General features: G+C 70.5%; 26 protein-coding genes. 8 read left to right on the top strand and 18 right to left on the bottom strand.

All coding sequences use genetic code 11. The features are described 5' to 3' along the window. Positions 1–20 precede the first annotated feature (20 nt). The 6 genes from ABD951_RS07845 to ABD951_RS07820 all read right to left on the bottom strand — a co-directional run bounded on the left by ABD951_RS07845 (position 21) and on the right by ABD951_RS07820 (position 4,332). On the bottom strand, positions 21–344 hold the full coding sequence (locus tag ABD951_RS07845; protein ID WP_345343313.1) for a DUF2469 domain-containing protein: 324 nt from the start codon (positions 342–344) through the stop codon (positions 21–23). Positions 345–414: 70 nt separating this feature from the next. Continuing rightward, entirely contained in the window at positions 415–1,113 is a 699-nt protein-coding gene (locus ABD951_RS07840; protein ID WP_345343311.1) for a ribonuclease HII, read from the bottom strand. 10 nt (positions 1,114–1,123) lie between these two features. Continuing rightward, positions 1,124–1,909, bottom strand: coding sequence for a signal peptidase I (gene lepB, locus ABD951_RS07835; protein ID WP_345343309.1), 786 nt, complete (start codon positions 1,907–1,909; stop codon positions 1,124–1,126). Positions 1,910–2,048: 139 nt separating this feature from the next. After that, the gene (rplS, locus tag ABD951_RS07830; RefSeq protein WP_345343307.1) at positions 2,049–2,390 is read right to left on the bottom strand and encodes a 50S ribosomal protein L19; all 342 of its coding nucleotides are present in this window, start codon (positions 2,388–2,390) and stop codon (positions 2,049–2,051) included. A gap of 157 nt (positions 2,391–2,547) precedes the next feature. Continuing rightward, the gene (locus tag ABD951_RS07825; RefSeq protein WP_345343305.1) at positions 2,548–3,393 is read right to left on the bottom strand and encodes a hypothetical protein; all 846 of its coding nucleotides are present in this window, start codon (positions 3,391–3,393) and stop codon (positions 2,548–2,550) included. Positions 3,394–3,402: 9 nt separating this feature from the next. Then, on the bottom strand, positions 3,403–4,332 hold the full coding sequence (locus ABD951_RS07820) for a formylglycine-generating enzyme family protein (RefSeq protein WP_345343928.1): 930 nt from the start codon (positions 4,330–4,332) through the stop codon (positions 3,403–3,405). Positions 4,333–4,484: 152 nt separating this feature from the next. Here ABD951_RS07820 and ABD951_RS07815 point away from each other — a divergent pair, with 152 nt between their 5' ends. Then, entirely contained in the window at positions 4,485–5,156 is a 672-nt protein-coding gene (locus ABD951_RS07815; RefSeq protein ID WP_345343303.1) for a GAP family protein, read from the top strand. A 66-nt stretch (positions 5,157–5,222) separates the two neighbouring features. On the opposite strand, the gene ABD951_RS07810 is transcribed toward ABD951_RS07815, so the two are convergent. Continuing rightward, the gene (locus ABD951_RS07810; protein WP_345343301.1) at positions 5,223–7,544 is read right to left on the bottom strand and encodes a Tex family protein; all 2,322 of its coding nucleotides are present in this window, start codon (positions 7,542–7,544) and stop codon (positions 5,223–5,225) included. A 153-nt stretch (positions 7,545–7,697) separates the two neighbouring features. Here ABD951_RS07810 and ABD951_RS07805 point away from each other — a divergent pair, with 153 nt between their 5' ends. Further along, on the top strand, positions 7,698–8,849 hold the full coding sequence (locus tag ABD951_RS07805; RefSeq protein ID WP_345343299.1) for a serine hydrolase: 1,152 nt from the start codon (positions 7,698–7,700) through the stop codon (positions 8,847–8,849). Between the two features lie 10 nt (positions 8,850–8,859). On the opposite strand, the gene trmD is transcribed toward ABD951_RS07805, so the two are convergent. From trmD to rpsP, 4 genes are read right to left on the bottom strand one after another with little or no spacing between them, the layout of a single operon-like run. Next, the gene (gene trmD, locus ABD951_RS07800) at positions 8,860–9,549 is read right to left on the bottom strand and encodes a tRNA (guanosine(37)-N1)-methyltransferase TrmD (protein WP_345343297.1); all 690 of its coding nucleotides are present in this window, start codon (positions 9,547–9,549) and stop codon (positions 8,860–8,862) included. A 2-nt stretch (positions 9,550–9,551) separates the two neighbouring features. Further along, on the bottom strand, positions 9,552–10,106 hold the full coding sequence (gene rimM, locus ABD951_RS07795) for a ribosome maturation factor RimM (RefSeq protein WP_345343295.1): 555 nt from the start codon (positions 10,104–10,106) through the stop codon (positions 9,552–9,554). 4 nt (positions 10,107–10,110) lie between these two features. After that, complete coding sequence (locus tag ABD951_RS07790) at positions 10,111–10,353, bottom strand: RNA-binding protein (protein ID WP_345343293.1); 243 nt, start codon at positions 10,351–10,353, stop codon at positions 10,111–10,113. Then, positions 10,350–10,814: a 30S ribosomal protein S16 gene (gene rpsP, locus ABD951_RS07785; protein ID WP_345343291.1), complete on the bottom strand. Its 465-nt coding sequence runs from the start codon at positions 10,812–10,814 to the stop codon at positions 10,350–10,352. The genes ABD951_RS07790 and rpsP overlap by 4 nt, the downstream gene beginning before the upstream one ends. Before the next feature lie 308 nt (positions 10,815–11,122). On the opposite strand from rpsP, the gene ABD951_RS07780 reads away from it, so the two are divergent. The 3 genes from ABD951_RS07780 to ABD951_RS07770 all read left to right on the top strand — a co-directional run bounded on the left by ABD951_RS07780 (position 11,123) and on the right by ABD951_RS07770 (position 13,599). Then, complete coding sequence (locus tag ABD951_RS07780; protein WP_345343289.1) at positions 11,123–11,941, top strand: DUF5336 domain-containing protein; 819 nt, start codon at positions 11,123–11,125, stop codon at positions 11,939–11,941. Beyond that, entirely contained in the window at positions 11,938–12,741 is an 804-nt protein-coding gene (locus tag ABD951_RS07775; RefSeq protein WP_345343287.1) for a hypothetical protein, read from the top strand. The genes ABD951_RS07780 and ABD951_RS07775 overlap by 4 nt, the downstream gene beginning before the upstream one ends. A 96-nt stretch (positions 12,742–12,837) precedes the next feature. Beyond that, positions 12,838–13,599, top strand: coding sequence for a DUF5995 family protein (locus tag ABD951_RS07770; RefSeq protein ID WP_345343285.1), 762 nt, complete (start codon positions 12,838–12,840; stop codon positions 13,597–13,599). An 8-nt stretch (positions 13,600–13,607) separates the two neighbouring features. Here ABD951_RS07770 and ABD951_RS07765 read toward each other — a convergent pair whose 3' ends face one another. The 7 genes from ABD951_RS07765 to ABD951_RS07735 form a co-directional block, all read right to left on the bottom strand. Continuing rightward, on the bottom strand, positions 13,608–14,702 hold the full coding sequence (locus ABD951_RS07765; protein WP_345343283.1) for an amidohydrolase family protein: 1,095 nt from the start codon (positions 14,700–14,702) through the stop codon (positions 13,608–13,610). Between the two features lie 3 nt (positions 14,703–14,705). Then, a complete protein-coding gene (gene ffh, locus ABD951_RS07760; protein WP_345343281.1) occupies positions 14,706–16,271 on the bottom strand; it encodes a signal recognition particle protein in 1,566 nt (521 codons plus the stop codon). 123 nt (positions 16,272–16,394) lie between these two features. Further along, positions 16,395–18,935 carry a [protein-PII] uridylyltransferase gene (locus ABD951_RS07755; protein ID WP_345343279.1) on the bottom strand — a complete coding sequence of 847 codons (2,541 nt, stop codon included), beginning with the start codon at positions 18,933–18,935 and terminating at the stop codon, positions 16,395–16,397. Next, on the bottom strand, positions 18,925–19,263 hold the full coding sequence (locus tag ABD951_RS07750) for a P-II family nitrogen regulator (protein ID WP_345343926.1): 339 nt from the start codon (positions 19,261–19,263) through the stop codon (positions 18,925–18,927). Before ABD951_RS07750 ends, ABD951_RS07755 begins: the two co-directional genes overlap by 11 nt. Before the next feature lie 5 nt (positions 19,264–19,268). Continuing rightward, the gene (locus tag ABD951_RS07745) at positions 19,269–20,645 is read right to left on the bottom strand and encodes an ammonium transporter (RefSeq protein ID WP_345343277.1); all 1,377 of its coding nucleotides are present in this window, start codon (positions 20,643–20,645) and stop codon (positions 19,269–19,271) included. 191 nt (positions 20,646–20,836) lie between these two features. After that, the gene (gene ftsY, locus ABD951_RS07740; RefSeq protein WP_345343275.1) at positions 20,837–22,339 is read right to left on the bottom strand and encodes a signal recognition particle-docking protein FtsY; all 1,503 of its coding nucleotides are present in this window, start codon (positions 22,337–22,339) and stop codon (positions 20,837–20,839) included. 59 nt (positions 22,340–22,398) lie between these two features. Beyond that, the gene (locus tag ABD951_RS07735; protein WP_345343273.1) at positions 22,399–23,046 is read right to left on the bottom strand and encodes a TetR/AcrR family transcriptional regulator; all 648 of its coding nucleotides are present in this window, start codon (positions 23,044–23,046) and stop codon (positions 22,399–22,401) included. Positions 23,047–23,229: 183 nt separating this feature from the next. Between ABD951_RS07735 and ABD951_RS07730 the strand changes: the two genes are divergently transcribed. The 3 genes from ABD951_RS07730 to ABD951_RS07720 are packed head-to-tail and all read left to right on the top strand — an operon-like array spanning position 23,230 to position 26,789. Continuing rightward, positions 23,230–24,597: a flavin-containing monooxygenase gene (locus ABD951_RS07730; RefSeq protein WP_345343271.1), complete on the top strand. Its 1,368-nt coding sequence runs from the start codon at positions 23,230–23,232 to the stop codon at positions 24,595–24,597. Between the two features lie 12 nt (positions 24,598–24,609). Then, positions 24,610–25,749 (top strand): serine hydrolase domain-containing protein, encoded by a 1,140-nt coding sequence (locus ABD951_RS07725; RefSeq protein WP_345343269.1) that lies wholly within the window; start codon positions 24,610–24,612, stop codon positions 25,747–25,749. Next, positions 25,749–26,789 (top strand): NAD(P)-dependent alcohol dehydrogenase, encoded by a 1,041-nt coding sequence (locus tag ABD951_RS07720; RefSeq protein ID WP_345343267.1) that lies wholly within the window; start codon positions 25,749–25,751, stop codon positions 26,787–26,789. Before ABD951_RS07725 ends, ABD951_RS07720 begins: the two co-directional genes overlap by 1 nt. Positions 26,790–26,801 lie beyond the last annotated feature (12 nt).

Genomic DNA, 26,801 nt, shown 5'->3' with positions numbered 1-26,801 from the left:
GATCCCGGGTGGCGCGGAGATCAGGATCCGAACGGTCCGTTGTCGGGCAGCCGCAGGTCCGACTTCTCGAGTTCCTCGATGTTGACGTCCTTGTAGGTGATCACCCGGACGTGCTTGACGAACCGGGCGGGCCGGTACATGTCCCACACCCAGGCGTCGGCCATGCGCACCTCGAAGTAGATCTCCCCGTCCGCGTTGTGCGGGACCAGCTCGACGGAGTTCGCCAGATAGAACCGGCGTTCGGTTTCGACGACGTAGGCGAACTGGCCGACGATGTCCTTGTACTCACGGTAGAGCGAGAGCTCCATCTCCGTTTCGTACTTCTCGAGATCTTCGGCACTCATCTGTTTCGTCGTCCTCCTGCTGTCCGGTCGTGCGCGCGGACCCGGTGTCGCGTCCGCCCCTGGCTCACCATCATCCCGCACCCATCGCGGCGGTGTACATCTCACCCGCCCGGGCCGCCGGGAGCAGGGCGGCACGGACGTTCGCGTACGACATCCGGTGCTCGTGGGTCGGTCCGAGTTCGGCCAGTGCGGCCGTGTGCACGGCGGTGCTGTAGCCCTTGTGCCCGGCGAACCCGTATCCGGGTAGGTCGGCATCGAGCGCGACCATCGTCCGGTCCCGTGACACCTTCGCGAGCACGCTCGCGGCCGCGATGCACGCCGCCGAGGCGTCGCCCCCGATCACCGGCAGCGAGGGCACCGGGAGCCCGGGAACGCGGAACCCGTCGGTCAGCACGTATCCCGGTGACATCGACAGTCCCGCGACCGCGCGGCGCATGCCCTCGATGTTCGCGACGTGGACGCCGAGCGCGTCGACCTCGGGAGCCGGGATCTCGACGATGCACCACGCGTGGGCGAGGCGCTGAATGGCCGGGAACAGCTCCTCACGGGCCCGCTCGGTCAGCTTCTTCGAGTCGTCGAGTCCGGCCAGGGCCCGGTGCGGTTTCGGCCCCAGGATGCACGCCGCGACCACCAGCGGGCCGGCGCACGCCCCCCGGCCCGCCTCGTCGACCCCGGCGACCGGACCGAGACCGGTGCGGATCAGGGCCGACTCCATCGTCCGCAGGCCGGCGGCTCTGCGGATGACGGTGCGGGGTGGCCATCTGGTCAATTCGGCTGTGTCAGTTCGTCTGGGGGTTCGGCGAGGAGATCGTGCCCCACCGCGACGGCGGCAGCACGATCGCCACGGCCTTGCCGATCACGTTGTCGATCGGCACGGTTCCGTTGTACTCGTCCCCCACGTGGTAGCGCGAGTCCGCGGAGTTGCTGCGGTTGTCGCCCATCACCCACAGATTGCCCTCCGGCACCGTGTACGGGCCGAAGCAGCGTCCGGACTTGATCGGGGTCGTGCAGTCCTGGGTGCCCGGATGGAACGGGAAGTCGTACACGATGTACGGCTCGTCGAGGGGCTTGCCGTCGACGAGGACCCGGCCCTGGGCGTCGCAGCACTCGACCTTCTGCCCGCCGGTCGCGATGACCCGCTTGACGAGGTCGTTCTCGTCGGGCGGGACGAGACCGACGATGGAGCCGAGTTCCTGGAAGCCCCGGACCACGACGTTCGAGGAGCGGGTGGACTTGAATTCGGTGTTCCAGGAGTCGGGTCCCTTGAACACGACCACGTCGCCGGGGCTGGGGTCGCCGAAGTGGTAGCCGATCTTCTCGACGAGGATCCGGTCGCCGGTGCAGCCGGCGCAGCCGTGCAGGGTGGGTTCCATCGACTCGGACGGAATGAGATAGACCCTGGCGATGAACGTCTGCAGCACGAAGCTCATCAGCAGCGCGACGACGATGAGAACGGGCAGTTCCCGCCAGAACGAGCGGGGCTTCTTCCTGGGGCTCTCCGACCGTGTGTCGGGGCCATCGGCGCCGCTGCCGGGCGCCGTCGATTCCTGCGGGGTATCTACCACCGGAACAGGTTAGCGTCTACACACTTCCGATATCCGGCTCCTCGGGCCATGCCGTTCGAAAGCGGAAGGCCCGGCCCGGAAATTCCGGGCCGGGCCAACACGACCGAGAGCGAGAGCTAGCGCACTCGCGAGCGGAAGCTCAGCGCTTTTCCTTGATCTTCGCGGCCTTGCCACGGAGGTCGCGCAGGTAGTACAGCTTCGCGCGACGGACGTCACCGCGGGTCAGGACCTCGACCTGCGCGATGTTGGGGCTGTGCACCGGGAAGGTGCGCTCGACGCCGACACCGAAGGACACCTTGCGGACGGTGAAGGTCTCGCGGATGCCGCCGCCCTGACGCCGGATCACGACGCCCTTGAAGACCTGCACGCGCTCCTTCGAGCCCTCGATGACCTTGACGTGCACGTTCAAGGTGTCGCCGGGACGGAACTCCGGAATGTCGCTGCGGAGGGACTGGGCGTCCAGGAAGTCCAGTGTGTTCATCGGTTGATCCATCCTTGCGTTTCTTCGCATGAGCAGAGGACCCGAGCGGCACCGGTTTCCCGGTGCTCGGCTGGTTCGTACTCCGAGTGAGTGGGTGCGCCTGTGCAGGCAACCCGTCAATTGTGCCAGACGGGCTGGTCGACGGAGAAATCCACCGTCAGTGCCGGACGTGCGCGCCGTGCAGGGACGGCGGCGCGGGCTGCACGGTCCGCTCCAGCTCCGCCTCCGTCGCGAGCCGGGCGTGTTCGACACTCGGCTTGCCGGCGACCAGGTCCTGAACGTAGATCTTCGCGCGGACGATCGGCCGGCGGTACCGTTTCTCCCGCGTGATCGCCCGCGCCATCTTCTTCGGCTTGTCCCGATACCGCCAGCGCGCCCAGGGTGCGCCGGGCCGGCTCAGCCGGATCGCGCCGACAAGCAGCATCGGGGAGAAGAACAGGCCGAACAGCCCGGTCCAGATCTTCCCCTTCGCGATCACCACCGCCGCGATCGCCAGGCTCAGCAGGGACGACAGCACCAACACGGCCCGCACCCACGGCTCCGGGTTGTCCCGGAAGTCCGTCGGGTTGACGATCGCGTCCGGCCGCGCCCCGAGCAGCAGCAGCCCGGTCACCGCGAGCGCGACGAACACCGCGTCCACCGACGCGCGACCCTGCTCGGACCAGTACACGTCCTTGAGATAGAAGATCAGCGCGAACTCGTCCAGGACCAGCGCCGCACCGACCCCGAAGCACGCCGCGAGCACCGCACCCGACACCTGGGTGCCGTCCTCGTAGGTCGCGATCATCGCGCCTCCGGACGCGATCATCGCCACGACACCGAACACGACGTGGTGGACGTGCTGCCCGCCGGGGGTCACGTTCCCCGGCCACCACCGGACGTCGGCGCGGATCATCCGGACACTGAACCGGATGAACAGGAACCCGGCGATGAATCCGAGGAAGAAGAACAGCAGCGGCAGCCGGCCGCGGGCGATGATCTCGTTCTCCAGCCAGTGCCGCATCGGTGTCGCCTAACCCTGCTGCGGGCCGTCGCCCCTGACGATGCAACGGAATCCGACGTGGCAGGTGGACGTCTCCTCGGTCTCCCCCTGCCGCGCGGCGGGGCGGTACCGCAGGCAGTAGTTCGGGGCGCACAGGTGCGATCCCCCCTTGATCACCCGGCGCGGGTACACCTCGCCGTCGCGGGTGATCGCCGCCTCGACCCGCGGGTTCCGGGGGATGCAGCAGGAACTCGCCGGGGCGAGGTTGCGACCGGACGTGCTGTGGTCGCCGGTGTGGAAGTCCGTCGTCCACTCCCACACGTTCCCGGCCATGTCGACGAGGCCGTACCCGTTGGGGCGGAACGACCCGACCGGGGACGTCCCGGCGAACCCGTCCTCGACGAGGTTCTGCCACGGGAACTGGCCCTGCCAGGTGTTGGCCTGCTGACGGCCGCCGGGGGCGAACTCGTCACCCCACACGTAGGTCGCGCGGTCCAGACCGCCGCGGGCCGCGAACTCCCACTCCGCCTCGGTCGGCAACTCCTTGCCGGCCCACTGCGCGTAGGCGAGCGCGTCCGCGTACGCGATGTGGGTGACCGGGTGGCGTTCCCGCCCACCGACGTTGCTGCCCGGACCCTCGGGGTGCCGCCAGTCGGCACCCGGGGTCCAGGACCACCACCGGGTGTAGTCGTCGAGCGACACCGGCCCGGGCGGCGGGGTGAACACCAGCGAGCCGGGGACCAGCGCGGTCGGGTCCGCACCCGGGTAGTCGGCCGGGTCGGGGGCGGTCTCGGCGACGGTGACGTGTCCGGTGTCCTTCACGAACCGACGGAACTCGGCGACGGTGACCGGGTGCGTGTCCATCCAGAAGCCGTCGACGTGCACCTGGTGAACCGGCCGTTCCTCCGGGTAGAAGTCCTCCGACCCCATCCAGAAGGTGCCGCCGGGAACCCATGACATGTTCTTGCGCGACGTGGTCGGGCGTGACGACGACGTCAACGGCTGCGGCTGCATGTGACGAGCATGGCATCTCGGTCGGCCCGGCCGCACCCCGCCATCCTCACCCGTTGCGGGTGGTTCGCCCTGCCGCGACGGCTGACACCATCCGCAGCATGGGAACAGCCATCGGTGACATCCTTCCGCTCGCGCTCGGTGTCGCGATCAGTCCGATTCCGATCATCGCCGCCATCCTGATGTTGCTGACGCCGAACGCCGGCGGCACCGCGACCAGCTTCACCGCGGGCTGGGTGCTGGGCATCGCCGGCGGGTACGCGGTCCTCGTCGTGATCGCGAGCGTCGTCGGGCTCAGCACCGGTTCGGGTGGCAACCCCACCGCCGCGACGATCAAGATCGTGCTCGGCGTCCTGCTGCTCCTGCTCGCGGCGAAGCAGTGGAAGAGCCGTCCGGCGCCGGGTGCGACCCCGGAGATGCCGGCGTGGCTCGCGGCGATCGACAAGGTGACCCCCGGGAAGGCGTTCGGCCTCGGGGTGCTCCTGTCCGTCGTGAACCCGAAGAACCTGCTGATGATCGTCGGTGCGGCCGTCGCGGTCGCCCAGCTCGGCGTCAGCGGCGTGACCCTCACCGTCGCCGGTGTCGTGTTCACGGTCATCGCGGCGAGCACGGTCGCGGTCCCGGTGATCGCCTACTTCGCGGCACGCGACAGTGTCACCGGCTGGCTGAACAACCTGAAGGCGTGGCTGACCGCCAACAACGCGGCGGTGATGGCCACCCTCCTCCTGGTCATCGGTGTCGTGATGATCGGCAAGGGGCTCGCCACCTACTGACGGCCGCGCCGCCCGTGAGTGAATTTCCCGCCGGCCGGGGCGAATTCACTCACGGGCGCGGAGCACCTACTGCCCGAAACCGGCCTTGCGCAGGGCGTCGGCCATCGAGCCGCCGGCGGGCCGCTGCTCGGACCGACCGCCACCGCGGCGGTCGCCCCCACGACCCTGACCACCCTGCTTGCCACCGGCGCCACCCGAACGCTGACCGCCCTGCCGCGGCCCCGACTGCTTGGGCGCGCCGGGTTCGTCGTCGAGCCGCAGGCTCAGGCCGATCCGCTGCCGCGGCACGTCGACCTCCATCACCTTCACCTTCACGACGTCGCCGGACTTGACGACCTCACGCGGATCCTTGACGAAGGTGCGGGACATCGCGGAGACGTGCACGAGCCCGTCCTGGTGCACGCCGATGTCGACGAACGCGCCGAACGCGGCGACGTTGGTGACGACCCCCTCGAGGACCATGCCGGGCTTGAGGTCCGCGACCTTCTCGACCCCGGCCGCGAACGTCGCGGTCTTGAACTCCGGCCGCGGGTCGCGGCCCGGCTTCTCGAGTTCGGCGATGATGTCGGTGACGGTCGGGATGCCGAACCGGTCGTCGGCGAAGTCCTGCGGCCGCAGCGACCGCAGCAGCGCGGTGTTGCCGATGACCTCCTTCACCGTCGTCCCCTGGGTGTCGACGATCCGCCGCACCACCGGGTACGCCTCGGGGTGCACCGCGGACGCGTCGAGCGGGTCCTCACCGTCCGGGATCTTCAGGAAGCCGGCGCACTGCTCGAACGCCTTCGGTCCGAGCCGCGCCACGTCCTTGAGGGCCGCACGGGTGCGGAACGGGCCGTTGGCGTCGCGGTGCGCGACGATCGACTCGGCGAGCGATCCGGCGATGCCCGAGACCCGCGACAGCAGCGGCACGGACGCGGTGTTGACGTCGACGCCGACCGCGTTCACCGCGTCCTCGACGACCGCGTCGAGCGACCGTGCCAGCAGCGACTCGGAGACGTCGTGCTGGTACTGGCCGACGCCGATCGACTTCGGGTCGATCTTCACCAGCTCCGCGAGGGGGTCCTGCAGCCGGCGGGCGATGGAGACCGCGCCGCGGATCGAGACGTCCAGGTCGGGCAGTTCCTGGGAACCGTAGGCCGACGCCGAGTACACCGACGCACCGGCCTCGGACACCATCACCTTCGTCAGGCCCGCCTCGGGGAACTTCGTGATCAGATCGGCGACGAGGGCGTCCGTCTCGCGGGACGCGGTGCCGTTGCCGATCGCGACGAGGTCGACCGCGTACTTGGCGGCGAGACCGGCGAGAGTGGCCAGCGACTGGTCCCACTTGTTCGCGGGCTGGTGCGGGTAGATCGTCTCGTACGCGAGGACCTTGCCGGTCGCGTCCACGACCGCCACCTTCGTGCCGGTCCGGAAGCCGGGGTCGAGACCCATCGTGGCGCGGGTCCCGGCCGGCGCCGCGAGCAGCAGGTCCTTGAGGTTCGCGGCGAACACGTCGACGGCGTCGCGTTCGGCGGACTGCCGCAGCCGCATCCGGGTGTCGATGGCGAGGCTGACCGCCAGCTTGGTCTTCCACGCCCAGCGGACGGTGTCGAGCAGCCAGCGGTCCGCGGGACGACCGCGGTCCGCGACGCCGAACCGGGCGGCGATCCGGCCCTCGTAGACGGTCGGCTCCCCCGGCGTGGGCTCCTCCGAGTCGGCCTCGATGCCGAGCGAGAGCACCTCCTCCTTCTCGCCGCGCAGCAACGCCAGGATCCGGTGCGAGGGCAGCTTCTCGAACGGCTCGGAGAACTCGAAGTAGTCGGCGAACTTCGCGCCCTCGGTTTCCTTGCCCTTGCGCACCGAGGACGTCACCTGGCCGCGCCGCCACATCGTCTCGCGCAGCTCGCCGACCAGGTCCGCGTCCTCCGCGAACTGCTCGACCAGGATCGCGCGGGCGCCCTCGAGCTGCTCGGCGGTGTACTGGGCGGGGTCGACGGACGGATCGGCCAGCAGTGTGTCGGCGACCGGCTGGTGTCCGGCCTCCCGTGCGATCTGCGCCTTGGTGCGCCGCTTCGGCTTGTACGGCAGGTAGATGTCCTCGAGGCGGGCCTTGGTGTCGGCGAGCATCAGCTGGTTCTCGAGGTCATCGGTCAGCTTGTCCTGCGACCGGATCGACTCGAGGATCGCCACCCGCCGCTCGTCGAGTTCACGGAGGTAGCGCAGGCGTTCCTCGAGGTGACGCAACTGGGCGTCGTCGAGGCCACCGGTGACCTCCTTGCGGTACCGGGCGATGAACGGCACCGTCGCCCCGCCGTCGAGGAGGTCGACGGCCGCACGGACCTGCTCCTCCCTGACTTCGAGTTCCTCGGCGATGCGCTGGTTCACGGATTTCAGAGCTGCGGTCACGGCGAACGACCCTACCGTGAGGGCCCGACACCCGAATCCCTCCGCACGCGCGTGGCGGCACCGTCCCTCGTCCGGGGCACCGGCCGGAGGTCGCGACGCCATGCCCTACCCTCTCCGGGACACCGGTACGGACACGGACCACCTGGGGGGTCGATGCGGAGGAGCGTTGCGGCGATCGTCGTCGCCGCCGCGGTGCCGCTCGGCGTGTGCGGGTGCACCGTTCCGACCCAGACCGTCGACGCCGCCCCGGCCGCCCCGGCGACATCGTCGGAGCGGCCGCCGACGACGCGGCACACCCCACCGCCGATCCCGGCGCCCGTGACGTCCGCACCACCGCAGATCCCGCCGGCACCACCGGCTCTCGCGCCCGCGGCCCCGATGGCGCCGACCCCTCCCCCGGCGCCGGCCACGTCGGCTCCGCTGCCGCCCGGCGTCGCGTCCCGGATCGCCGCCGCCCACGACGCCGCGGCCGCACGCGGCGCCGACCTCGCGGTCGCGCTCCTCGACCGCAGCACCGGCGAACGGTTCGGCACGTCCGACGGCGACCGCGTGGAAACCGCTTCCGTGGCAAAGTTGTTCATCGCCGACGCGATGCTGCACCAGGGTGCGATCTCCGCCGCGGACCGGGACCGGCTGGCCCGGATGCTCGAACGGTCCGACGACAACGCGGCCAACGAGCTGTGGATCGGCCACGGCGGCGACGCCGTGATCCGGGACGTCGCCGCCCGGTACGGGCTGGGCGCGACGACACCCCCGTGGGACGGGAACTGGTGGAACACCGAGACGACCGCGGACGATCTGGTCGACTGGTATGCGGGGCTGCTCGACGGGCGCGGCGGGCTCGACCGCGCCGACGCGGACGCGATTCTCGGGCATCTCAGGGCGTCCACTCCGCTGGCCGCAGACGGCTACGACCAGCGGTTCGGTGTCCCGGACGCGCTGCCCGCGCAGCCTCCCGACGAGGTCGCGGTCAAGCAGGGCTGGATGTGCTGCACCGACGGCCGCTGGGTGCACCTGTCGACCGCGGTCGTCGGGCCGGACGCCCGATACGTCCTGGTGGTCGCGGCACGCGAGACCGTCGACTACGGCGACGATTCCGGCCACTGGGCGGTGCGCAGGCACCGCGACACCGACGCCGCGGTGGTCACCGACGACGCCGACCCCGAGAGCACCAGCGAGGAACCGATCCCGCTGCTGCCGGACACGTCGATCGACTCGGCGGCCGACGACGCCAGCGCCGCGCACGCACGGGAGACGATGACCGAGGTGGTGCGAATCCTGTTCCCGGAGGGTCGGATCGGCTGAGCGGCCGTGGTCAGGCGTCGGCGTCGGGCAGCAGGTCGGGGCGACGCTCCGAGGTCCGCTGCAGCGACTGCTCGCGCCGCCACTGCTCGATCCTCGCGTGGTTGCCGGACAGCAGCACGTCCGGGACGTCGAGCCCGCGCCAGCTCACCGGACGCGTGTAGCTCGGACCCTCCAGCAGTCCGTCGGAGAACGAATCCTCCTGGTGGGACTGCTGATTGCCCAGGACGCCGGGCAGGAGCCGGACCACGGCCTCGGCCATCACGAGCACCGCGGCCTCGCCGCCGATCAGGACGTAGTCGCCGATGCTCACCTCCTCGACCCGCACCCGGCGCGCGGCGTCGTCGAAGACGCGCTGGTCGATCCCCTCGTACCGCCCGCAGGCGAAGACGAGGTGCTTCTCCTGCGACCAGCGGTGCGCGGTCTCCTGGGTGAACGGGACCCCGGCGGGGGTCGGCACGACGAGCAGGGCGTCGTCCGGGCACACCGCGTCGAGGGCGTCGCCCCAGATGGTCGGTTTCATGACCATGCCGGGCCCGCCGCCGTACGGGGAGTCGTCGACGGCCTTGTGCACGTCGTGCGTCCAGTCGCGGAGGTTGTGCACCCCGACGGACACGAGGCCCTTGTCGATGGCCTTGCCCAGCAACGCCGTTCGCAGCGGCTCGAGGTACTCGGGGAAGATGGTGATGACGTCGAGGCGCATGGTCACTCCGGGTCCAGCAGTCCCTCGGGCGGGTCGATCTCGACGAATCCGCCGGCCACGGAGACCACCGGGACGATCGCCGTGACGAACGGGATCAGGATCTCGCCTGTCGGCGGTGACTTCGAGTCCGGCCCCGATTCGCGGCCCGCCGGGCGGACCGAAAGCAGCTCGCCTGCCGCGGAGTGCAGCACCTCGATCACGGTGCCGACGACGGTGCCGTCGCCGAGCCGGACCTCGAGACCCTCGAGTTCGTGGTCGTAGAACGAATCCGGATCCTCGGACGGCGGAAGATCCGCGGTGTCGACGACGAACAGGACACCGCGCAGCGCATCGGCGGCGGTGCGGTCGTCGACGCCCTTCAGACGCAGCAGAAGCCGCCCGGAGTGCTCCCGGGCGGCTTCCACCGTGTAATCGGTCAGTTTCCGATCACGAGGCTTGCGGCCGTGGAGGACCGCACCGACGGCGAAGCGCAGCTCCGGCTCGTCGGTGCGGATCTCGACGGCGAGTTCGCCCCTGATGCCGTGTGACTTGGCGACACGGCCGACGACGAGTTCCACCGAACTACTGGTCGGTGTCGATCACGTCGACGCGGATGCCCTTGCCACCGATACCGGTGACGAGAGTCCGCAGGGCGGTGGCGGTGCGGCCGCCACGGCCGATCACCTTGCCGAGGTCGTCGGGGTTGACGTGGACCTCGACGGTGCGCCCGCGACGCCCGGTGATCAGTTCGACCCGGACGTCGTCGGGGTTGGCGACGATGCCGCGAACGAGATGTTCGACGGCGTCGGCGACAATGGCACTCACTTGTCAGCAGCCTCGGAATCCGCGGCGGCCTCGGCCTCGGCGGGAGCCTCGGCGGCCTCGTCCGCGTCCTTCTTGGCGGCCTTCTTCTTCGGGGTGATGGCCTCGGCGACCGGCTCGTTCTCGGCCTGCGCGAGCGCGGCCTGGAACAGCTCGAGCTTGGAGGGCTTGGCCTCCGCCTTCTTCAGGGTGCCCTCGGCGCCCGGGAGGCCCTTGAACTTCTGCCAGTCACCGGTGATCTTCAGCAGGTTCTCGACCGGCTCGGTGGGCTGGGCGCCGACGCCGAGCCAGTACTGCGCGCGCTCCGAGTCGATCTCGATCAGCGACGGCTCTTCCTTCGGGTGGTACTTGCCGATGGTCTCGATCGCACGGCCGTTGCGGCGGGTGCGAGAGTCCGCGACGATGATGCGGTACTGCGGGTTGCGGATCTTGCCGAGCCGCGTGAGCTTGATCTTGACAGCCACGATGGAGCCTTTCGGTTGGTCACGGCGCAATTCAGCGATGCGCAAGGCATGCGCACCCGGTTTTGCGTTGGGGGGTGTTGTGACCGCCGCGCGGTACGTAACCGGAGACGGGCGAACAGCGGTCCATTCTGCCAGACCGGCCCGCCGCTGGGCGAATCGCCCGGCCGCGTGACCCCGTCGGCGGCGAACCCGACACGCGTTCCCGCGACGCGCCACCGCGATGGACAGCGCCCCGGGTCCCGGTCTGCCTACACTCCGGTCAGCCGCGGGCCGCCGGTCCCGTTCGACGTTCCCGAAGGGGGTTCACGTTGCCGTCCACGCCGGAATCGAGCCCGACCCCGAGCACCCCGCCCGCCGCCGCTCCACGCCCCGATCCGAGCCCGGCGCCGTTCCCCAGTTTCACCGACGGCCCGCCCCCGCCCGAGCGCGGACGGGCCACCGCGCTCGCCGGTGTGGTGCTGCTGCTGGGGGTGGCGGCGCTGCTCACCGGCCTCGGCCCGTATCTGCGGGTGCAGACCTCGTCCGGCACGGTCACCCTGAGCGGATTCGTGACACCCCAGGGGCTGATGGTCGTCGCGTGCCTGCTGTTCTCCGGGCTGGTCGCCGGTCTGTCGATGCTGCCGCGACTGACCCACCTCCGCGGTGCGACCCCCGTCCTGCACGCGGTCTCGACCGCGTCGGCGACGGTCGGCGCGCTGCTCGCGCTGTTCCTGCTGATCGTCGTCAGCAACGCGGCGCAGCTGAGCGAGAACCTGCTCACCGGCACCGACTCGACGATGGTCGCAGGCCTCGGCTGGGCCGGCGTCACGATTCTCGCCCTCGCGGTCGTGCAGGCCCTGACCGCGTTCGCCGCGCTGGCCTTCGACGTCGGCCTCGCGCAGGCCCGGCGCACCCCGCTCGCCCCGGCCCCCGCCGGCGAACCGGCGCCCGTCGAGATTTCGCCGTCCCCGGCCCGACATCGCGAAGCGACGGCGACCGGCACCGCCGGCGAGCCGGCACCCGACGGAAAGCTCGCCGGTGCCGGCGCCGCCGCGACGGATCGGCAGCCCGACCGCACGCCGGCCGCATCTCCCGAGGGCGACGGCACACGAGCCGGCCGGCCCGAGACGAAAGCCGAGACCGCATGACCGACAGCGCGCCACCGCCCGCGACCCCGGAACCCGCGACCCCGGAGCCGCCGAACCCGGAACCCGCGACCCCGGAACGGCCGCGGCCGCCGCTCTCGGCGCGGGGCTGGCTCGTGGTCCTCACCGCGGTCGCCGCCGTGCTCTGCCTGCTCGCCGGAGGCGGCTACCTGATCAACCGGGCGCTCGCGGACGCCAACTCGTCCACCGTGACGGGCAGTGCCGCCGCCGAGGCCACCACGACCTCCGGGGCGCCGGACGCGAGCGCGTCCGACACCGGTGAGACGGTGGCCGTCGCCCCGGCCGCGGTCCTTCCCACCTGCGTGACGCTGCCACCGGCCGTCGACTCCACCGGCCGCCCCCACGCGTACGAGGCCACGAACACCATCGACGGCGACGTCACCACCGCGTGGCGCTGCCAGGGCACTCGGGGGCAGACACTCGCGGTCAGCTTCCCGTGCGGCGTGCACCTCGCCACCGTCGGACTCGACCCCGGTCACGACAAGACCGACCCGGACGGCTCCGACCGCTTCGCCCAGAATCGCAAGATCACCCGGGTCAAGTGGACGTTCGACGACGGCAGCTCCGTCGAACAGCAGGTCCCTCCGCAGCGTGGGATCCAGTCGATGCCGGTCGACGTGACCGCCCGCACCGCGACCCTCACCGTCCTCGACACGGTCGACGGTCAGCCGGTCGCCGGCCGCACCGGCCAGCAGTCGGCACCGTTCAACGACGTCACCTCGATCAGCGAGATCCGATTCACCGCCCGCGCCGGCGACGGCGGCGACGGCTGCGTCCGGTAGCCCCGTCCGGGGATCCGCACGCGCCGGTTTCGACCGTGTCGCGGGAATCGCGGGCGTAGGCTGCCGGGGTCGGTGCCGAACGTTCGGGGGTGCGACGTGCAGGCCACAACGATCGACGACGTGCTGTCGATCCTGCCCGGGATCGTCGACGACACGAGATCGCGGCGGGACCCGCTCGGGTACTTCGCCGCGCTGTACCGCCAGGTGACGATCGAGGTGAAGAAGGGGATCGACGGCGGGGTCTTCGACGACGGGCCGCGGATGTCCCGCTTCGACGCGTCGTTCGCCAATGCCTATCTGGCCGCGTACGAGACGTTCAACGCGGGCGGGCGACCGAGCGGCGCATGGGGGTTCGCGTTCGAGCGGGCCCGGTCCGGGACGCCGATCATCCTGCAGAACCTGCTGCTCGGGATCAACGCCCACATCAACCTCGATCTCGGAGTCGTGACCGGCACGGCGTTTCGGGGATCCGAGCTGCCGGGGTTCCGCGCCGACTACGACCGGCTGAACGCGATCCTGGCCGCACTGGTCCCCCGGGTGCGCGCGGTCGTCGAGGGCTTCTCCCCTCGGCTGGGCGAGCTGACGGAACTCGGTGGCCCGACCGCGGAACTCGCGCTGCGGTTCAGTGTCGAGACGGCCCGGGACGACGCCTGGCTCGCCGCCACGGTGATCTCGGTGACGCCGCGGGACTTCCGGGGTGCGGCGATCGACGTGCTCGACGGCAAGGCGAAACTCCTCGGGCGGATCGTCGCCGACCAGCCCGAACCGGCGGCCACCGTCGTGCGGCACATCCGCGATGCGGAGAGCACCGACGTCGGCGCGATCATCACCGCCCTGGACGGCATCGCGCGGCCGTAACCGAACCGCTAGGCGAACCGCCCGCGCCGGGTGACCACCCGGCCGCGCAGCACCACCAGGTCCGGCCGCGCCAGCACCTCGGGTCCGTACCGCGGATCACGGTCGTAGACAACGAGATCCGCGGGCGCCCCGGCCTCGAGCCCGGGGTGACCGAGCCAGGTCCGGGCGTTCCAGCACGCCGCACCGAGCGCGGTTGTCGGACCCAGGCCGGCCGCGGCCAGAGCCGCGACCTCGTCGGCGAGCCGGCCGTGCCGGATCGACCCGCCGGCGTCGGTGCCGGCGTAGATCGGGATCCCGGCGTCGTGCGCCGCGCCGATCGTCGCGCCGACCCGGGCGTGCAGGTCCCGCATGTGGGCGGCGTACACCGGGAAGCGGGTCGCCGAATCCGCGATCTCCGGGAACGTCGCGATGTTGATCAGGGTCGGCACCAGCGCGGTGCCGTGCTCGACCATCATCTCGATCGTCTCGTCGGTCAGGCCGGTGCCGTGTTCGATGCAGTCGATCCCGGCGCCGATCAGGCCGGGCAGGGCGTCCTCACCGAACACGTGCGCGGTCACCCGGGCGCCGACGCGGTGTGCGGCCGCGACCGCCTCCTTCAGGACAGCGTCGCTCCACAGTGGGCGCAGGTCACCGACCTCGCGGTCGATCCAGTCCCCGACGAGCTTGACCCAGCCGTCCCCGCGCAGCGCCTGCTCGGTGACCGCGTCCGGCAACTGCGCCTCGTCCTCGACATCGATCGGCAGGCCCCGGATGTAGCGCTTCGGACGCGCGAGGTGCCGGCCCGCGCGGATGATCCGCGGCAGGTCGGCGCGCTCGTCGAGGTGCCGCGTGTCGACCGGCGACCCGGCGTCGCGCAGCAGCAGGACACCGCAGTCGCGTTCGGTTTCGGCCTGGGCGATCAGGCCGTCCGGGTCCTCGTGCCCCCCGCCGTACCGGATCCCGACGTGGCAGTGTGCGTCGACGAGGCCGGGCAGGATCCAGCCGGTGTCGGTCAGTGTCTGCGCGCCCGGGACCGGCTCGGTCCGGATCACACCGTCGTCGTCGATCCACAGCTCGACGTCCCGCTCGTCCGGCAGTCCGCGGCCGAGCAGTCGCAGCGCCATCGGCTACTTCTTCGGCAGCTTGAGCTGGGACAGGTCGAACCCTTCGAGGCCCGGAGGCAGCTCGTCGAGACCCTTCGGCATCTGCGACAGGTCCATGCCCGCGGGCAGGCCGGGGAAGCCGCCGCCCGGCATCCCCGGGAAGCCGCCCCGGATCTTCGGCGGGGTCGGCCCGCGGCCGCCCTTCTTCCCCTTCTTGCCCTTCTTCGAGCGCTGCGAACGGGCACCCGGCATGCCCATCCGGCCCGCCATCGCCGCCATCATCTTGCGGGCCTCGAAGAACCGGTCGACCAGCTGGTTGACGTCGGACACCCGGACGCCGGAACCGTTCGCGATCCGGAGCCGGCGGGATGCGTTGATGATCTTCGGGTTGGCGCGCTCCTGCGGCGTCATGCCGCGGATGATCGCCTGGATCCGGTCGAGCTGCTTGTCGTCGACCTGCGCGAGCGCGTCCTTCATCTGGCCGGCGCCGGGCAGCATGCCGAGCAGGTTGCCGATCGGGCCCATCTTCCGGACGGCCATCATCTGCTCGAGGAAGTCCTCGAGCGTCAGCTCACCGGAGCCGATCTTCTGCGCCGCGACCTCGGCCTGCTTCGCGTCGAACACCTGCTCGGCCTGCTCGATCAGCGTGAGCACGTCGCCCATGCCGAGGATGCGGCTCGACATCCGGTCCGGGTGGAAGACGTCGAAGTCCTCGAGCTTCTCACCGGTGGACGCGAACATGATCGGCTGGCCGGTGATCTCCCGGACGCTCAGCGCGGCACCGCCGCGGGCGTCGCCGTCCAGCTTGGTGAGCACCACGCCGTTGAAGCCGACACCCGACTGGAACGCCTCCGCGGTGTGCACGGCGTCCTGACCGGTCATCGCGTCGAGCACGAACAGGACCTCGTCCGGCTGGACGGCGTCCCGGATGCCCGCCGCCTGCGACATCAGCTCCTCGTCGATGCCCAGACGTCCGGCGGTGTCGACGATGACCACGTCGTAGTGCTTGGCGCGGGCCTCCTCGACGCCGCGCCGGGCGACGTCGACCGGGTCCGCGGCGGACTGGCCGAGCGCGTTATCGCCGCCGCCGATCGAGGTGCCGGGGTGCGGCGCGAACACCGCCGCACCGGCCCGCTCACCGACGATCTGGAGCTGGCCGACCGCACCGGGACGCTGCAGGTCACAGGCGACGAGCAGCGGGGTGTGGCCCTGACCCTTGAGCCACTTGGCCAGCTTGCCTGCGAGGGTGGTCTTTCCGGAGCCCTGCAGACCGGCCAGCATGATCACCGTCGGCGGGGTCTTCGCGAACTGCAGCCGCCGCGTCTCGCCACCGAGGATCCCGACGAGCTCCTCGTTGACGATCTTGACGACCTGCTGCGCCGGATTCAGCGCGCCCGAGACCTCCGCGCCCTTCGCACGCTCCTTGATCCGCGCGATGAAGGACCGGACGACCGGCAACGCGACATCGGCCTCGAGCAGGGCGAGCCGGATCTCCCTGCACGTGGCGTCGATGTCGGCGCCGGACAGCCGGCCCTTGCCGCGCAGGTCCTTGAGGGCACCTGTCAACCTGTCGGAAAGGGATTCGAACACCGATCGGGCTCCTGGCTGTCTGGGCGGACTGGTCTGGACGCTCGTCCGCCCCCACACGGGCTCCGGTCACGGACGCTGGTCCTGTTCATGGACGCGGCTCGTCCACGGACACTGCGGTCCAGCCTAGCCGCTGCCGGCGGTGCCGCCGTTCTCCCCGTCCTTCTTGGCCGGCGGTGGCGCCGGCGCGACGGCGAGAATCGCGGATTCCAGGTCCTCGCGCGTGACCCGCGAGTCGGCGTCGCCGAGGTTCAGGCAGAACGCGTCGACGACGGACTTGCCGAGCGTTGCGACCTTCGCCCACTGGACGTCGACGCCGTGCTGTTCGAGTGCCGCGGCCAGCCTGCACAACAGCCCGAGCCGGTCCTCGGTGCGCAGTTCCACGATCACCTGGCCGTCGACGGCCGTCTCGAACCAGATCAGACGCGGCGGCGCCTGCGCGTACTGCACCGGAACCCCCGCGACCCCGAGCTCGAGGGCCTGCTCCTCCTTGGCGACGCGCTCCTTCTCCTCGAGCATCGCGAGCAGGTCCAGCTCACCCGCCGTGGCGCGGATCAGTTCCTGGCGCAGCAGCCCCGCCTGCGGCGGAGCCCCGAATCGCGGCGACACCGTGAACTCGTTCACCGCCGCACCCGCGTGCGAGCCGACCGACGCCGACAGCACCCGCAACGAGTGCAGGGCGAGCACGCCGGCAGCATCGGAGAGCAGCCCGGGAACGTCCGGTGCGATCACGGTCACCCGGAACGTGTGGGGCCCCTCGGCCGGGGTCAGCATCACGTGCACTCCGCCGCCCTCGGCCAGCGTCGCGTGCTCGGGGTCGATCGGATCCGGTTTCGGCAACGGCTCACCGGCCATCACCAGCCGGCACCGCCGGACCAGTTCCCCGATCAGCGACGCCTTCCAGTCGCCCCACACCCCGGGTCCGGTCGCCAGCGAATCCGCCTCGGCGAGTGTGTACAGCAACTCGAGCAGCACCGGGTCGTGACCGAGCGCGTCGGCGACCATCTGCACGGTCGCCGGGTCGTCCAGGTCGCGGCGGGTCGCGGTGTGCGGCAGCAGCAGGTGGTGCCGGACAACGGCGCTCAGCAACGCGACGTCCGACGGCCACAGCCCGAGCCGGTTGCCGATCTGGTTGACCAGCTCGGCACCGACGACGCTGTGGTCACCGCCGCGCCCCTTGCCGATGTCGTGCAGCAGGGCGCCCAGCACCAGCAGGTCCGGTCGGGTGACGCGGGTCGTGAACGCGCTCGCCTGCACCGCGGTCTCGACCAGGTGCCGGTCCACGGTCCACGTGTGCACCGCGTCGCGCGGCGGAAGGTCCCGCACCGCACCCCACTCCGGCAGCAGCCTGCCCCACAGCCCGGTCCGGTCGAGGGCCTCGACGACCGCGGCGGTCCGCGGACCCGACCCGAGCAGCACCAGCAGGTCGGCGAGCGCCTCCTTCGGCCACGGTTCCCGCAGTTCGGGGGCACTGTCGGACAGCCGGCCCAGGGTGGACGCGGAGATCGGCATGCCGGTCTGCGCGGCCGCGGCGGCCACCCGCATGATCAGCCCCGGGTCCTTCGTCGGTTTCGCGTCCCGGGCCAGGACCACCTCGCCACCGTGCTCGACGACCCCCTCGTCCAGTGGCCGGCGCACCGGCATCCGGCGCAGTCGGGACAGCCCACGGCGCGGCAGGCCGTTCGCGGCGGTCCGCAGGCCGACGTCGACCGAGTAGCCGATCGTGCGTGCCGAGTCGCTGAGCATCCGGGCCAGATCGAACCGGTCGCCGATACGCAGTGCGGCGCCGATCTCGTCGGCGTCCTGGGCGCGCAGCTGGTCACGTGCGCGGCGGGCGACGCGGTGCAGCTCGGTGCGAACGTCGAGCAGCCGGTCGTGTGCGGAGGCCAGTCCCCCACCCGGGACGTCCGGGCCCAGGCCGACGGAGACGTCGGTCAGCTGCGCGATCGCCAGGGCGTCGAGCAGATGCACGTCCCGCAGGCCGCCGCGACCGTTCTTGACGTCGGGTTCGGCCCGGTGCGCGATCTCGCCGCTGCGCGCCCACCGTGCCGTCGTCAGCTCGACCAATTCGTCGAAACGCGAACGGATTCCGGTGCGCCACTGCCGCCGTATCCCACCGATCAGCAGGTTCGTCAGCTCGATGTCGCCCGCGATGTGCCGGGCCTCGAGCAGGCCCATCATCGCGGTCAGGTCCGACGCGGCGACCTGCAACGCCTGCGGCACGGTCCGCACACTGTGGTCGAGCTTGATGTGGGCGTCCCACAGCGGGTACCAGAGCTGGTCCGCGACCTGCGCGACCACCCCCGGATCCATGTCGTCGTGCAGCAGCACCAGGTCGAGGTCCGAGTAGGGCAGCAGTTCGCGACGGCCCAGTCCCCCGACCGCGACGATCGCGAACCCGCTGTCGGGGGTGATGCCCACCTCGGCGCCCTTGGTGGTCAGCCAGAACTCGTGCAGGTCGACCAGGGCCTGACGCAGCGCCGGTGCGTCGAGCCGGCGGGTGCGGGAACCTCCGTCGAGCAGTTGCTTCCGGGCCCGGGCGAGGTCGTCGGCGGCGACGGTGTGCGCGTGTGTGTCGTGGCCACCAGACGCGGGTGGCCCCGACCCCGCCGGCGTTGCGACGGGATCGGGGCCACCGGAACCGGACCCGGTCGGGTCAGATTGCATCCGCGCCCCGCTCGCCGGTGCGGACCCGGATGACCGACTCGACGGGCGTGACCCAGACCTTGCCGTCGCCGATCTTGCCGGTACGCGCGGCCTCGACGATCACCTCGACGACCTTGTCGACGGCACTGTCGTCGACGACGACCTCGACACGGACCTTCGGAACGAAGTCGACCGAGTACTCGGCACCGCGGTACACCTCGGTGTGACCCTTCTGCCGGCCGTAGCCCTGGACCTCGCTGACGGTCATGCCCAGCACGCCCGCCTGCTCGAGTCCGGTCTTGACGTCCTCGAGAGTGAACGGCTTGACGATTGCGGTGATGAGCTTCATTGTCTTCATGCCTCCATGACGGTCGTGCGCACCGGTGCCGACGAGAATGCCGATCCTGCCGTGCCTCCGCCGAGTGCGACGAAGTCGTAGGCGTTTTCAGCGTGCTCAGTATCGTCCAGACCGCGGCTCTCGGCTTCGCCACTCGCCCGCAGACCGATCGTGTACTTCACGATCAGCGCGACGACGGTCGTGGCGACGAGCGAGTACAGCAGCACCGCACCCGCACCGACCGCCTGACGCCACAGCTGGTCGAAGCCACCACCATAGAACAGGCCCTCGACCGCCGCGGGTGCCTCCTTGGTGGCGACGAGACCGACCATCAGGGTGCCGACGATGCCGCCGACGAGGTGGACACCGACGACGTCGAGCGAGTCGTCGAAGCCGAAGCGGTACTTCAACCCGACCGCGAGGGCGCACAGGACGCCGGCCGCGGCACCGATGGCGAGGGCGCCGACCACGTTGACCGAGGAGCAGGACGGGGTGATGGCGACCAGGCCGGCGACGATGCCCGACGCGGCACCGAGGGTGGTGGCGTGGCCGTCGCGGATCCGCTCGACGAACAGCCAGGCCAGCATCGCGGCGGCGGTCGCGACGAAGGTGGTGACGAAGGTGGCACCGGCGACGCCGTTGGAACCGACCGCGGAGCCCGCGTTGAAGCCGAACCAGCCGAACCACAGCAGCGCCGCGCCGAGCATCACGAACGGCAGGTTGTGCGGGCGGAACGGGGTGCCCGGCCATCCGCGACGCTTGCCGAGGACCAGCGCCAGGACCAGACCCGCGATACCGGCGTTGATGTGCACCGCGGTGCCACCGGCGAAGTCGATCGCCTTGAGCTTGTTCGCGATCCAGCCACCGTGCTCGGCGGTGACCCCGTCGAACGAGAACACCCAGTGCGCGACCGGGAAGTACACGATCGTCGCCCACAGGCCGGCGAACAGCAGCCACGGCCCGAACCGCAGACGATCAGCGACCGCACCGGAGATCAGGGCGACGGTTATGACCGCGAACATCGCCTGGAACGCCACGAACACGGTCGCCGGGATGGTTCCGACGAGCGGGATCGCGGCGGGGGCACCGGTGCCCGCGTTGGCCAGGTAGGAGCCACCGAACAGACCCGAGAGACCGAAGAACTGGAACGGATCGCCGACCAGGCCGCCCTTGTCCTCACCGAAGGCCATCGAGTACCCGTAGAGCACCCACAGGACGCCGACGACGCCCATCGCCCCGATGCTCATCATGATCATGTTCAGGACGTTCTTCGCGCGAACCATGCCGCCGTAGAAGAACGCGAGACCGGGCGTCATCAGCAACACCAGCGCGGCGCTGATCAGCATCCACGCGGTGTCGCCGGCGTCCGGCGCTCCGATAGTCGGGAAATCCACCTTGTGCCTCCTCCTTCTTCTCCTGTCGCTCCGCGTGTGTGCGGATCTTCGACTTGATGAGAAGGGTGGTCACCGGGTGTTTCCGCTGTGACGCTCCGATGTTTCGCCCGAGTGAACGCATCCCGGAACTGTGTTGCTTTCAGGTTTCGTGGTGAAACCCGGCGACAACAGCGGTCCGGGACGGCGTCCGATCAGCCCAGCAACGCGTCGACGAACGCCTCCGGTTCGAACGGCGCGAGGTCGTCGGCGCCTTCGCCGAGCCCGACCAGCTTCACCGGCACTCCCAGCTCGTGCTGAACCTGGAAGACGATGCCGCCCTTGGCGGTTCCGTCGAGCTTGGTCAGCACCACACCGGTGATGTCCACGACCTCCGCGAACACCCGCGCCTGAACGAGGCCGTTCTGGCCGATCGTGGCGTCGAGCACCAGCAGCACCTCGTCGACCTCGGCGCGCTTCTCGACGACCCGCTTGACCTTGCCGAGTTCGTCCATCAGACCCGTCTTGGTGTGCAGGCGTCCGGCGGTGTCGACGATGACGACGTCCACCCCCGTCTCGATGCCCTTGGAGACCGAGTCGAACGCGATCGCGGCGGGGTCGGCGCCCTCCTTGCCGCGCACCACCTCGGCGCCGACGCGTTCCGCCCACGTCTGCAGCTGGTCCGCGGCGGCGGCCCGGAAGGTGTCCGCGGCGCCGAGCAGCACCCGGCGGCCGTCGGCGACGAGCACCCGCGCGAGCTTGCCGGTGCTGGTGGTCTTGCCGGTGCCGTTGACGCCGACCACCAGCAGCACACCGGGCGTCGCGTCGTGCGGCAGCGCCCTGATCGACCGGTCCATCTCCGGGTGCAGGGCCTCGACCAGGACCTTCCGCAGCATCGCCCGGGCCTCGGCCTCGGTCCGAACCGTGCCGGCGGCGATCTCGGTGCGAAGTTTGCCCACGACCTCGTCGGTGACCGCGCTGCCGAGGTCGGCGATGATCAGCGTGTCCTCGATCTCCTCCCACGCGTCGTCGTCGAGGTCACCGCCGCCGATGAGACCGAGCAGCGACTTGCCGACGGCGTTCTGGGACCGGGCCAGCCGACCCCGCAACCGGTCCAGGCGGCCGGCGGTCGGGGCGATCTCCTCGAGGACGGGCGCAGCCGCGGCGGTCGGCGCAGCCACCTCCGGCTCGGCAACCGCCGGCGCGGTGTCCTCGACGACCGGCTTCTCGGTGACCGGCTTCTCGACAACCTCCGGCTCGGCGACCGGCTCCTCGACGACCTCCGGCTCGGCGACCTTCTCCTCGGCGACCGGCTCCTCGACAACCTCCGGCTCGGCAACCTTCTCCTCGGCGACCTTCTCCTCGGCGACCGGCTCCTCGGCGACCGGCTCCTCGACGACCTCCGGCTCGGCGACCTTCTCCTCGACGGGCGGCCTCTCGGCGACCGGCGGCTCGGGGATCTTCTCGACGACCTTGGGCTCCACCGGTTCCGGCGTCGGCTTCGGCGGTGCGGTCGCGGTGGCGCCCTCGCTGAAGCTGAATCCACCGGCGGACTTGTACCCCCCGGACCGGTCCTTGGCCTCGCCGAGCGCCTCGGGCTGCTCCGACTTCGGCGTCAGGCTGACCTGCCGCCGGCGGTACTGCACCGCGCCGACGACGAGCGCGACAATGAGGACGGCCAGTACGGCCGCGATGGCGATCCAAGCTCCGGTAGTCACCGCCTCATACTGTCAGGCCGGGGCGAGGACGGTGAACCGCGGCGCGTCCGCGGTGTCGGTCAGCCCGGCGACCCGGGAGCCGACAACGCCGGGAACCAGATGTCGGTGAGCACCTCGGCGGCCTGCTCGCGGGTGACGTCGATGGTGCCCTGCAGCGCCCAGCGGGTGAAGAACCGTTCGAGCTGGGTGACGAGCAGCTCGACCCGCAGCCGTGCCTCGTCGTGCCGGGCGTCCGGCCAGCTCGCCAGGTATTGCGTCATCGCGTTCGGCAGCGCCAGGATGCCCTCGCGCGAGGTCTCCCGGAAGTCGGGCTCGAGGACCGCCGCCTCGTCCCAGGCCGGCAGCATCTGCTTGTTCTCGTCGAACCAGTCGATGGCTCGATTGACCCAGGCCGTGAACTCGGCCCGGGAACGGGTGTCGAGGACACGGTCGAGGTCCTGGTAGAACGCCAGCGCGCTCGGCACCATCTTCTCGACACTGATCGTCCGCAGGATCTCCAGCTTGCTGGGGAAATGCAGGTAGAAGGTGGCCCGGCTGCAGCCGACCGCGGCCGCCACGTCGTCGACCGTCACCGCCGCGTATCCGCGCGTCTCGAACAGCTCGCGCGCGGAATCCACGAGCTTCGCGCGCGTCGCTCTCTTCTGCTCCTCACGCAGCGTGCTGCGCCTTCCCTTGACATCGCCGCTTGCCGTGCTCACGTTCACCACCCTGGTCCACGTCGTCCGATCGGGCAAATCTGCCCGTCACTGAGAATACCTCTCGTCATTCACTTGACAGTACGTCAGTGAACTTGGAATATGGCGTAGGTCACTCACGCGAGTGTCGATGGCGCCGACCACACCGCCGTCCGCCGCCGACCGATGACCGCACACGCACAGAAAGCGAGCACCATGAGCTCCACGACCCTTCCGACCGTCTGCATCATCGGCGCAGGCCCCTCCGGGATCACCACCGCCAAACGCCTCAAGGACCACGGCATCCCGTTCGACTGCTTCGAGGCTTCCGACGAGGTCGGCGGCAACTGGTACTACAAGAACCCCAACGGGATGTCGGCCTGCTACCAGAGCCTGCACATCGACACCTCCAAGTGGCGGCTGGCCTTCGAGGACTTCCCGGTCCCCGCCGAGTGGCCCGACTTCCCGCACCACTCGCTGCTGTTCCAGTACTTCAAGGACTACGTCGACCACTTCGGCCTGCGGGAGAGGATCACGTTCAACACCTCCGTCGAACACGCCGAGCGCGACGACGACGGGCTGTGGACCGTCACGCTGTCCAACGGCGAGGCGCGCACCTACGACGCGCTGATCGTGTGCAACGGCCACCACTGGGATCCGCGGACCCCGGACTACCCCGGCGAGTTCGACGGCACGCTCATCCACAGCCACGCGTACAACGACCCGTTCGACCCGATCGACATGCGTGGCAAGAACGTCGTGGTGGTCGGGATGGGCAACTCCGGCCTCGACATCGCCTCCGAGCTCTCGCAGCGCTTCCTGGCCAAGACGCTGACCGTCTCCGCCCGCCGCGGGGTCTGGGTGTTGCCGAAGTACCTGAAGGGCACGGCCGGCGACAAGATGACGATGCCGGCCTGGATTCCGCGCCCGCTCTCCCTGGCGCTCAAGCGGCGCTTCCTGAACAAGAACCTCGGCTCCATGGAGGGCTACGGTCTGCCCAAGCCCGACCACCTGCCGTTCGAGGCGCACCCGTCCGCGAGCGGCGAGTTCCTCGGCAAGGCGGGCTCGGGCGACATCGCGTTCAAGCCGGCCATCACCGCGCTGGAGGGCAAGCAGGTGCGCTTCGCCGACGGCAGCACCCTGGACGTCGACGTGATCGTCTGCGCCACCGGCTACCACATCAGCTTCCCGTTCTTCACCGATCCGAACCTGTTGCCCGACAGCGAGAACCGCTTCCCGCTGTTCAAGCGGATGATGAAGCCCGACATCGACAATCTGTTCTTCATGGGCCTCGCGCAGCCGATGCCGACCCTGGTCAACTTCGCCGAGCAGCAGAGCAAGCTCGTCGCCGCCTACCTCGCGGGCAAGTACCTCCCGCCGTCTCCCAGCGAGATGGGCGCCGTCCTCGCCGCCGACGAGGAGTACTACCTCAAGCCGTACTACAAGTCGCCCAGGCACACCATCCAGTGCGAGTTCGATCCCTACGTACGCAACCTGAAGAAGGAAATCGTCGACGGCGGCAAGCGCGCCCAGGCCGCGGGCAACCCGTTGCCGGTGCCCGCCCGCGCCCTGCAGAACGCCTGAGAAGGAGATTCGATGACACTGACACAGGGATCCTGCGCGGAGGGCTTCGAGTCGGTTCGCGAGGCGCTCGAACTGCAGCTCGCCTCCCGGGAGGAGCTCGGGGCGTCCGTCTGCGTGACCGTCGACGGCGAACCCGTCGTCGACATCTGGGGCGGACACACCGACACCGCCCGCACCACCCCCTGGGATCGCGACACCATCGTCAACGTCTTCTCCATCACGAAGACGATGACCGCCCTGTCCGCGCTGCTGCTGGTGGATCGCGGCCTGCTCGACCTCGACGAGAAGGTGGCGCACTACTGGCCGGAGTTCGCCGCCAACGGCAAGGCGGACGTCGAGATCCGGCACCTGCTCGCGCACACCTCCGGGGTGTCGGGTTGGGACCGGCCGATCGAGCTCGCCGACATCTACGACCACGACGCCGCGGTTGCCCGGCTGGCCGGCCAGGCCCCGTGGTGGGAGCCGGGCACTGCGTCCGGGTACCACGCGCTCAACTACGGTCACCTGATCGGCGAGGTGATCCGGCGGGTCGACGGCCGCACCCTTGGCCGGTTCTTCGCCGAGGAGCTGGCCGGGCCGCTGGACGCCGACTTCCACATCGGCACCGGCCCCGAGCACTTCGACCGGATCGCACCGCTGGTGCCGCCGCCGGCCCTCGAGTTCGACCTGTCCACGCTCGATCAGGACAGCATCCTGGTCAAGACGCTGACCAGCCCGCTGCTCGACTACGAGCGCACCGCGGACCCGCAGTGGCGGCAGGCCGAGATCGGGGCGGTCAACGGCCACGGCAACGCCCGCTCGATCGCCCGGCTGCAGTCGATCGTCTCCGGTTGCGGCGTCCTCGACGGCCGGACCTGGCTGTCGACCGAGACCGTCGACGCGATCTTCCGGGAGCAGGCCGACGGTGTGGACCTGGGGATCCTGACCCCGCTGCGGTTCGGGATCGGCTACGGGCTGCCGCACGCTCAGACGGCGCCCGCCGTTCCCGACGGCAAGGTCTGCTGGTGGGCAGGGGTCGGCGGGTCGTTCGTCGTCAACGACCTCGACCGCGGGATCACCTTCGCCTATGCGATGAACAAGATGGCGCCCGGCCTCATCGGTTCCGACCGTGCCGACGCCTACCTGAATGCGACCTTCGAGGCGGTGGCGTGATGCGAGCACTACAACTGACCGATCCCGGCGTTGTCGAGATCCGGGAGGTCCCGGTGCCGGAGATCGGCCCGTCCGACCTGCTGATCCGGGTCGGGGCGGCCGGCATCTGCCACTCCGATCTGCACCTGCTGCACTTCCCGGTGAAGATGCGGGAGGAGCCGCTGACCCTCGGGCACGAGATCGCAGGCACCATCGAAGCGGTGGGCAGCGAGGTCGACGGCCGCCATGCGGGCGAACGCGGGATCATCTACCTGTGCTGGTCCTGCGGGGTGTGCCGCGAGTGTGTCAGCGGCAACGAGAACGTCTGCCTGGCCGCGGGCCGCACCGCGATGCCCCCGTGCCCGGGCCTCGGCCCGGATGGCGGCATGGCCGAATACGTCCGGGTACCGGCCCGTTCCTTCGTGCCGATCGGCGACCTGGACTTCCAGCAGGCCGCACCGATGGCGGATGCCGCGCTGACCAGCTACCACGCGATCCGCGGTGCCCGGGACCACCTGCGACCCGGCTCCACCGCGGTGGTCATCGGGGTCGGCGGACTCGGGCACGTCGCGGTGCAGATCCTGCGGGCGGTCAGCGCCACCCGGGTCGTCGCGGTCGACGTCGGCGAGGCCCAGCTCGACCTCGCGAAGCGGTGCGGGGCCGAGATCGCCCTGGAGTCCGGGCCGGAGACCGCACGCCAGATCCTCGATCTCACCGAGGGTCGCGGCGCGGACGCGGTGTTCGACTTCGTCGGGATCGATGCCACCGCACGGATGTCGGTCGAGTCCGTCGCGCCGAACGGCGCCTACCGGATGATCGGGCTCGGCGGCGGGGTCCCCGGGGTGACGGCCGACCCGGCCGGCGGCCCCGGCTGGCCGTGGGGAGCGTCGGTGCGAAAGTCCTACGGCGGCACCAGGAGCGACCTCGTCGACTCGATCGCGCTCGCGCAGGCCGGCCTGCTCACCGTGGAGGTGGACCGGTTCGACCTCGCCGACGCACGAACCGCGTTCGACCGGCTCGAGGCCGGGCAGATCCGCGGCCGCGCGGTGCTCGTCCCGTGACCACACACCACC

Origin of the sequence: Rhodococcus olei, assembly GCF_039540555.1 — a bacterium.
Taxonomy (GTDB): domain Bacteria; phylum Actinomycetota; class Actinomycetes; order Mycobacteriales; family Mycobacteriaceae; genus Rhodococcus_G; species Rhodococcus_G olei.
This window is presented reverse-complemented; position numbering and strand designations above follow the sequence as displayed.

What these genes read in the sequence shown, in the direction of transcription:
- rplS (WP_345343307.1), bottom strand. Translation starts at nt 2,390, where the DNA reads ATGAACACACTGGACTTCCTGGACGCCCAGTCCCTCCGCAGCGACATT.
- ABD951_RS07805 (WP_345343299.1), top strand. Translation starts at nt 7,698, where the DNA reads ATGCGGAGGAGCGTTGCGGCGATCGTCGTCGCCGCCGCGGTGCCGCTC.
- ABD951_RS07775 (WP_345343287.1), top strand. Translation starts at nt 11,938, where the DNA reads ATGACCGACAGCGCGCCACCGCCCGCGACCCCGGAACCCGCGACCCCG.
- ABD951_RS07820 (WP_345343928.1), bottom strand. Translation starts at nt 4,332, where the DNA reads ATGTCATGGGTTCCCGGCGGCACCTTCTGGATGGGGTCGGAGGACTTC.
- ABD951_RS07755 (WP_345343279.1), bottom strand. Translation starts at nt 18,935, where the DNA reads ATGCAATCTGACCCGACCGGGTCCGGTTCCGGTGGCCCCGATCCCGTC.
- ABD951_RS07720 (WP_345343267.1), top strand. Translation starts at nt 25,749, where the DNA reads ATGCGAGCACTACAACTGACCGATCCCGGCGTTGTCGAGATCCGGGAG.
- trmD (WP_345343297.1), bottom strand. Translation starts at nt 9,549, where the DNA reads ATGCGCCTCGACGTCATCACCATCTTCCCCGAGTACCTCGAGCCGCTG.
- ABD951_RS07730 (WP_345343271.1), top strand. Translation starts at nt 23,230, where the DNA reads ATGAGCTCCACGACCCTTCCGACCGTCTGCATCATCGGCGCAGGCCCC.
- ABD951_RS07765 (WP_345343283.1), bottom strand. Translation starts at nt 14,702, where the DNA reads ATGGCGCTGCGACTGCTCGGCCGCGGACTGCCGGACGAGCGGGACGTC.
- ABD951_RS07845 (WP_345343313.1), bottom strand. Translation starts at nt 344, where the DNA reads ATGAGTGCCGAAGATCTCGAGAAGTACGAAACGGAGATGGAGCTCTCG.
- ABD951_RS07825 (WP_345343305.1), bottom strand. Translation starts at nt 3,393, where the DNA reads ATGCGGCACTGGCTGGAGAACGAGATCATCGCCCGCGGCCGGCTGCCG.
- ABD951_RS07750 (WP_345343926.1), bottom strand. Translation starts at nt 19,263, where the DNA reads ATGAAGCTCATCACCGCAATCGTCAAGCCGTTCACTCTCGAGGACGTC.
- ABD951_RS07725 (WP_345343269.1), top strand. Translation starts at nt 24,610, where the DNA reads ATGACACTGACACAGGGATCCTGCGCGGAGGGCTTCGAGTCGGTTCGC.
- ABD951_RS07815 (WP_345343303.1), top strand. Translation starts at nt 4,485, where the DNA reads ATGGGAACAGCCATCGGTGACATCCTTCCGCTCGCGCTCGGTGTCGCG.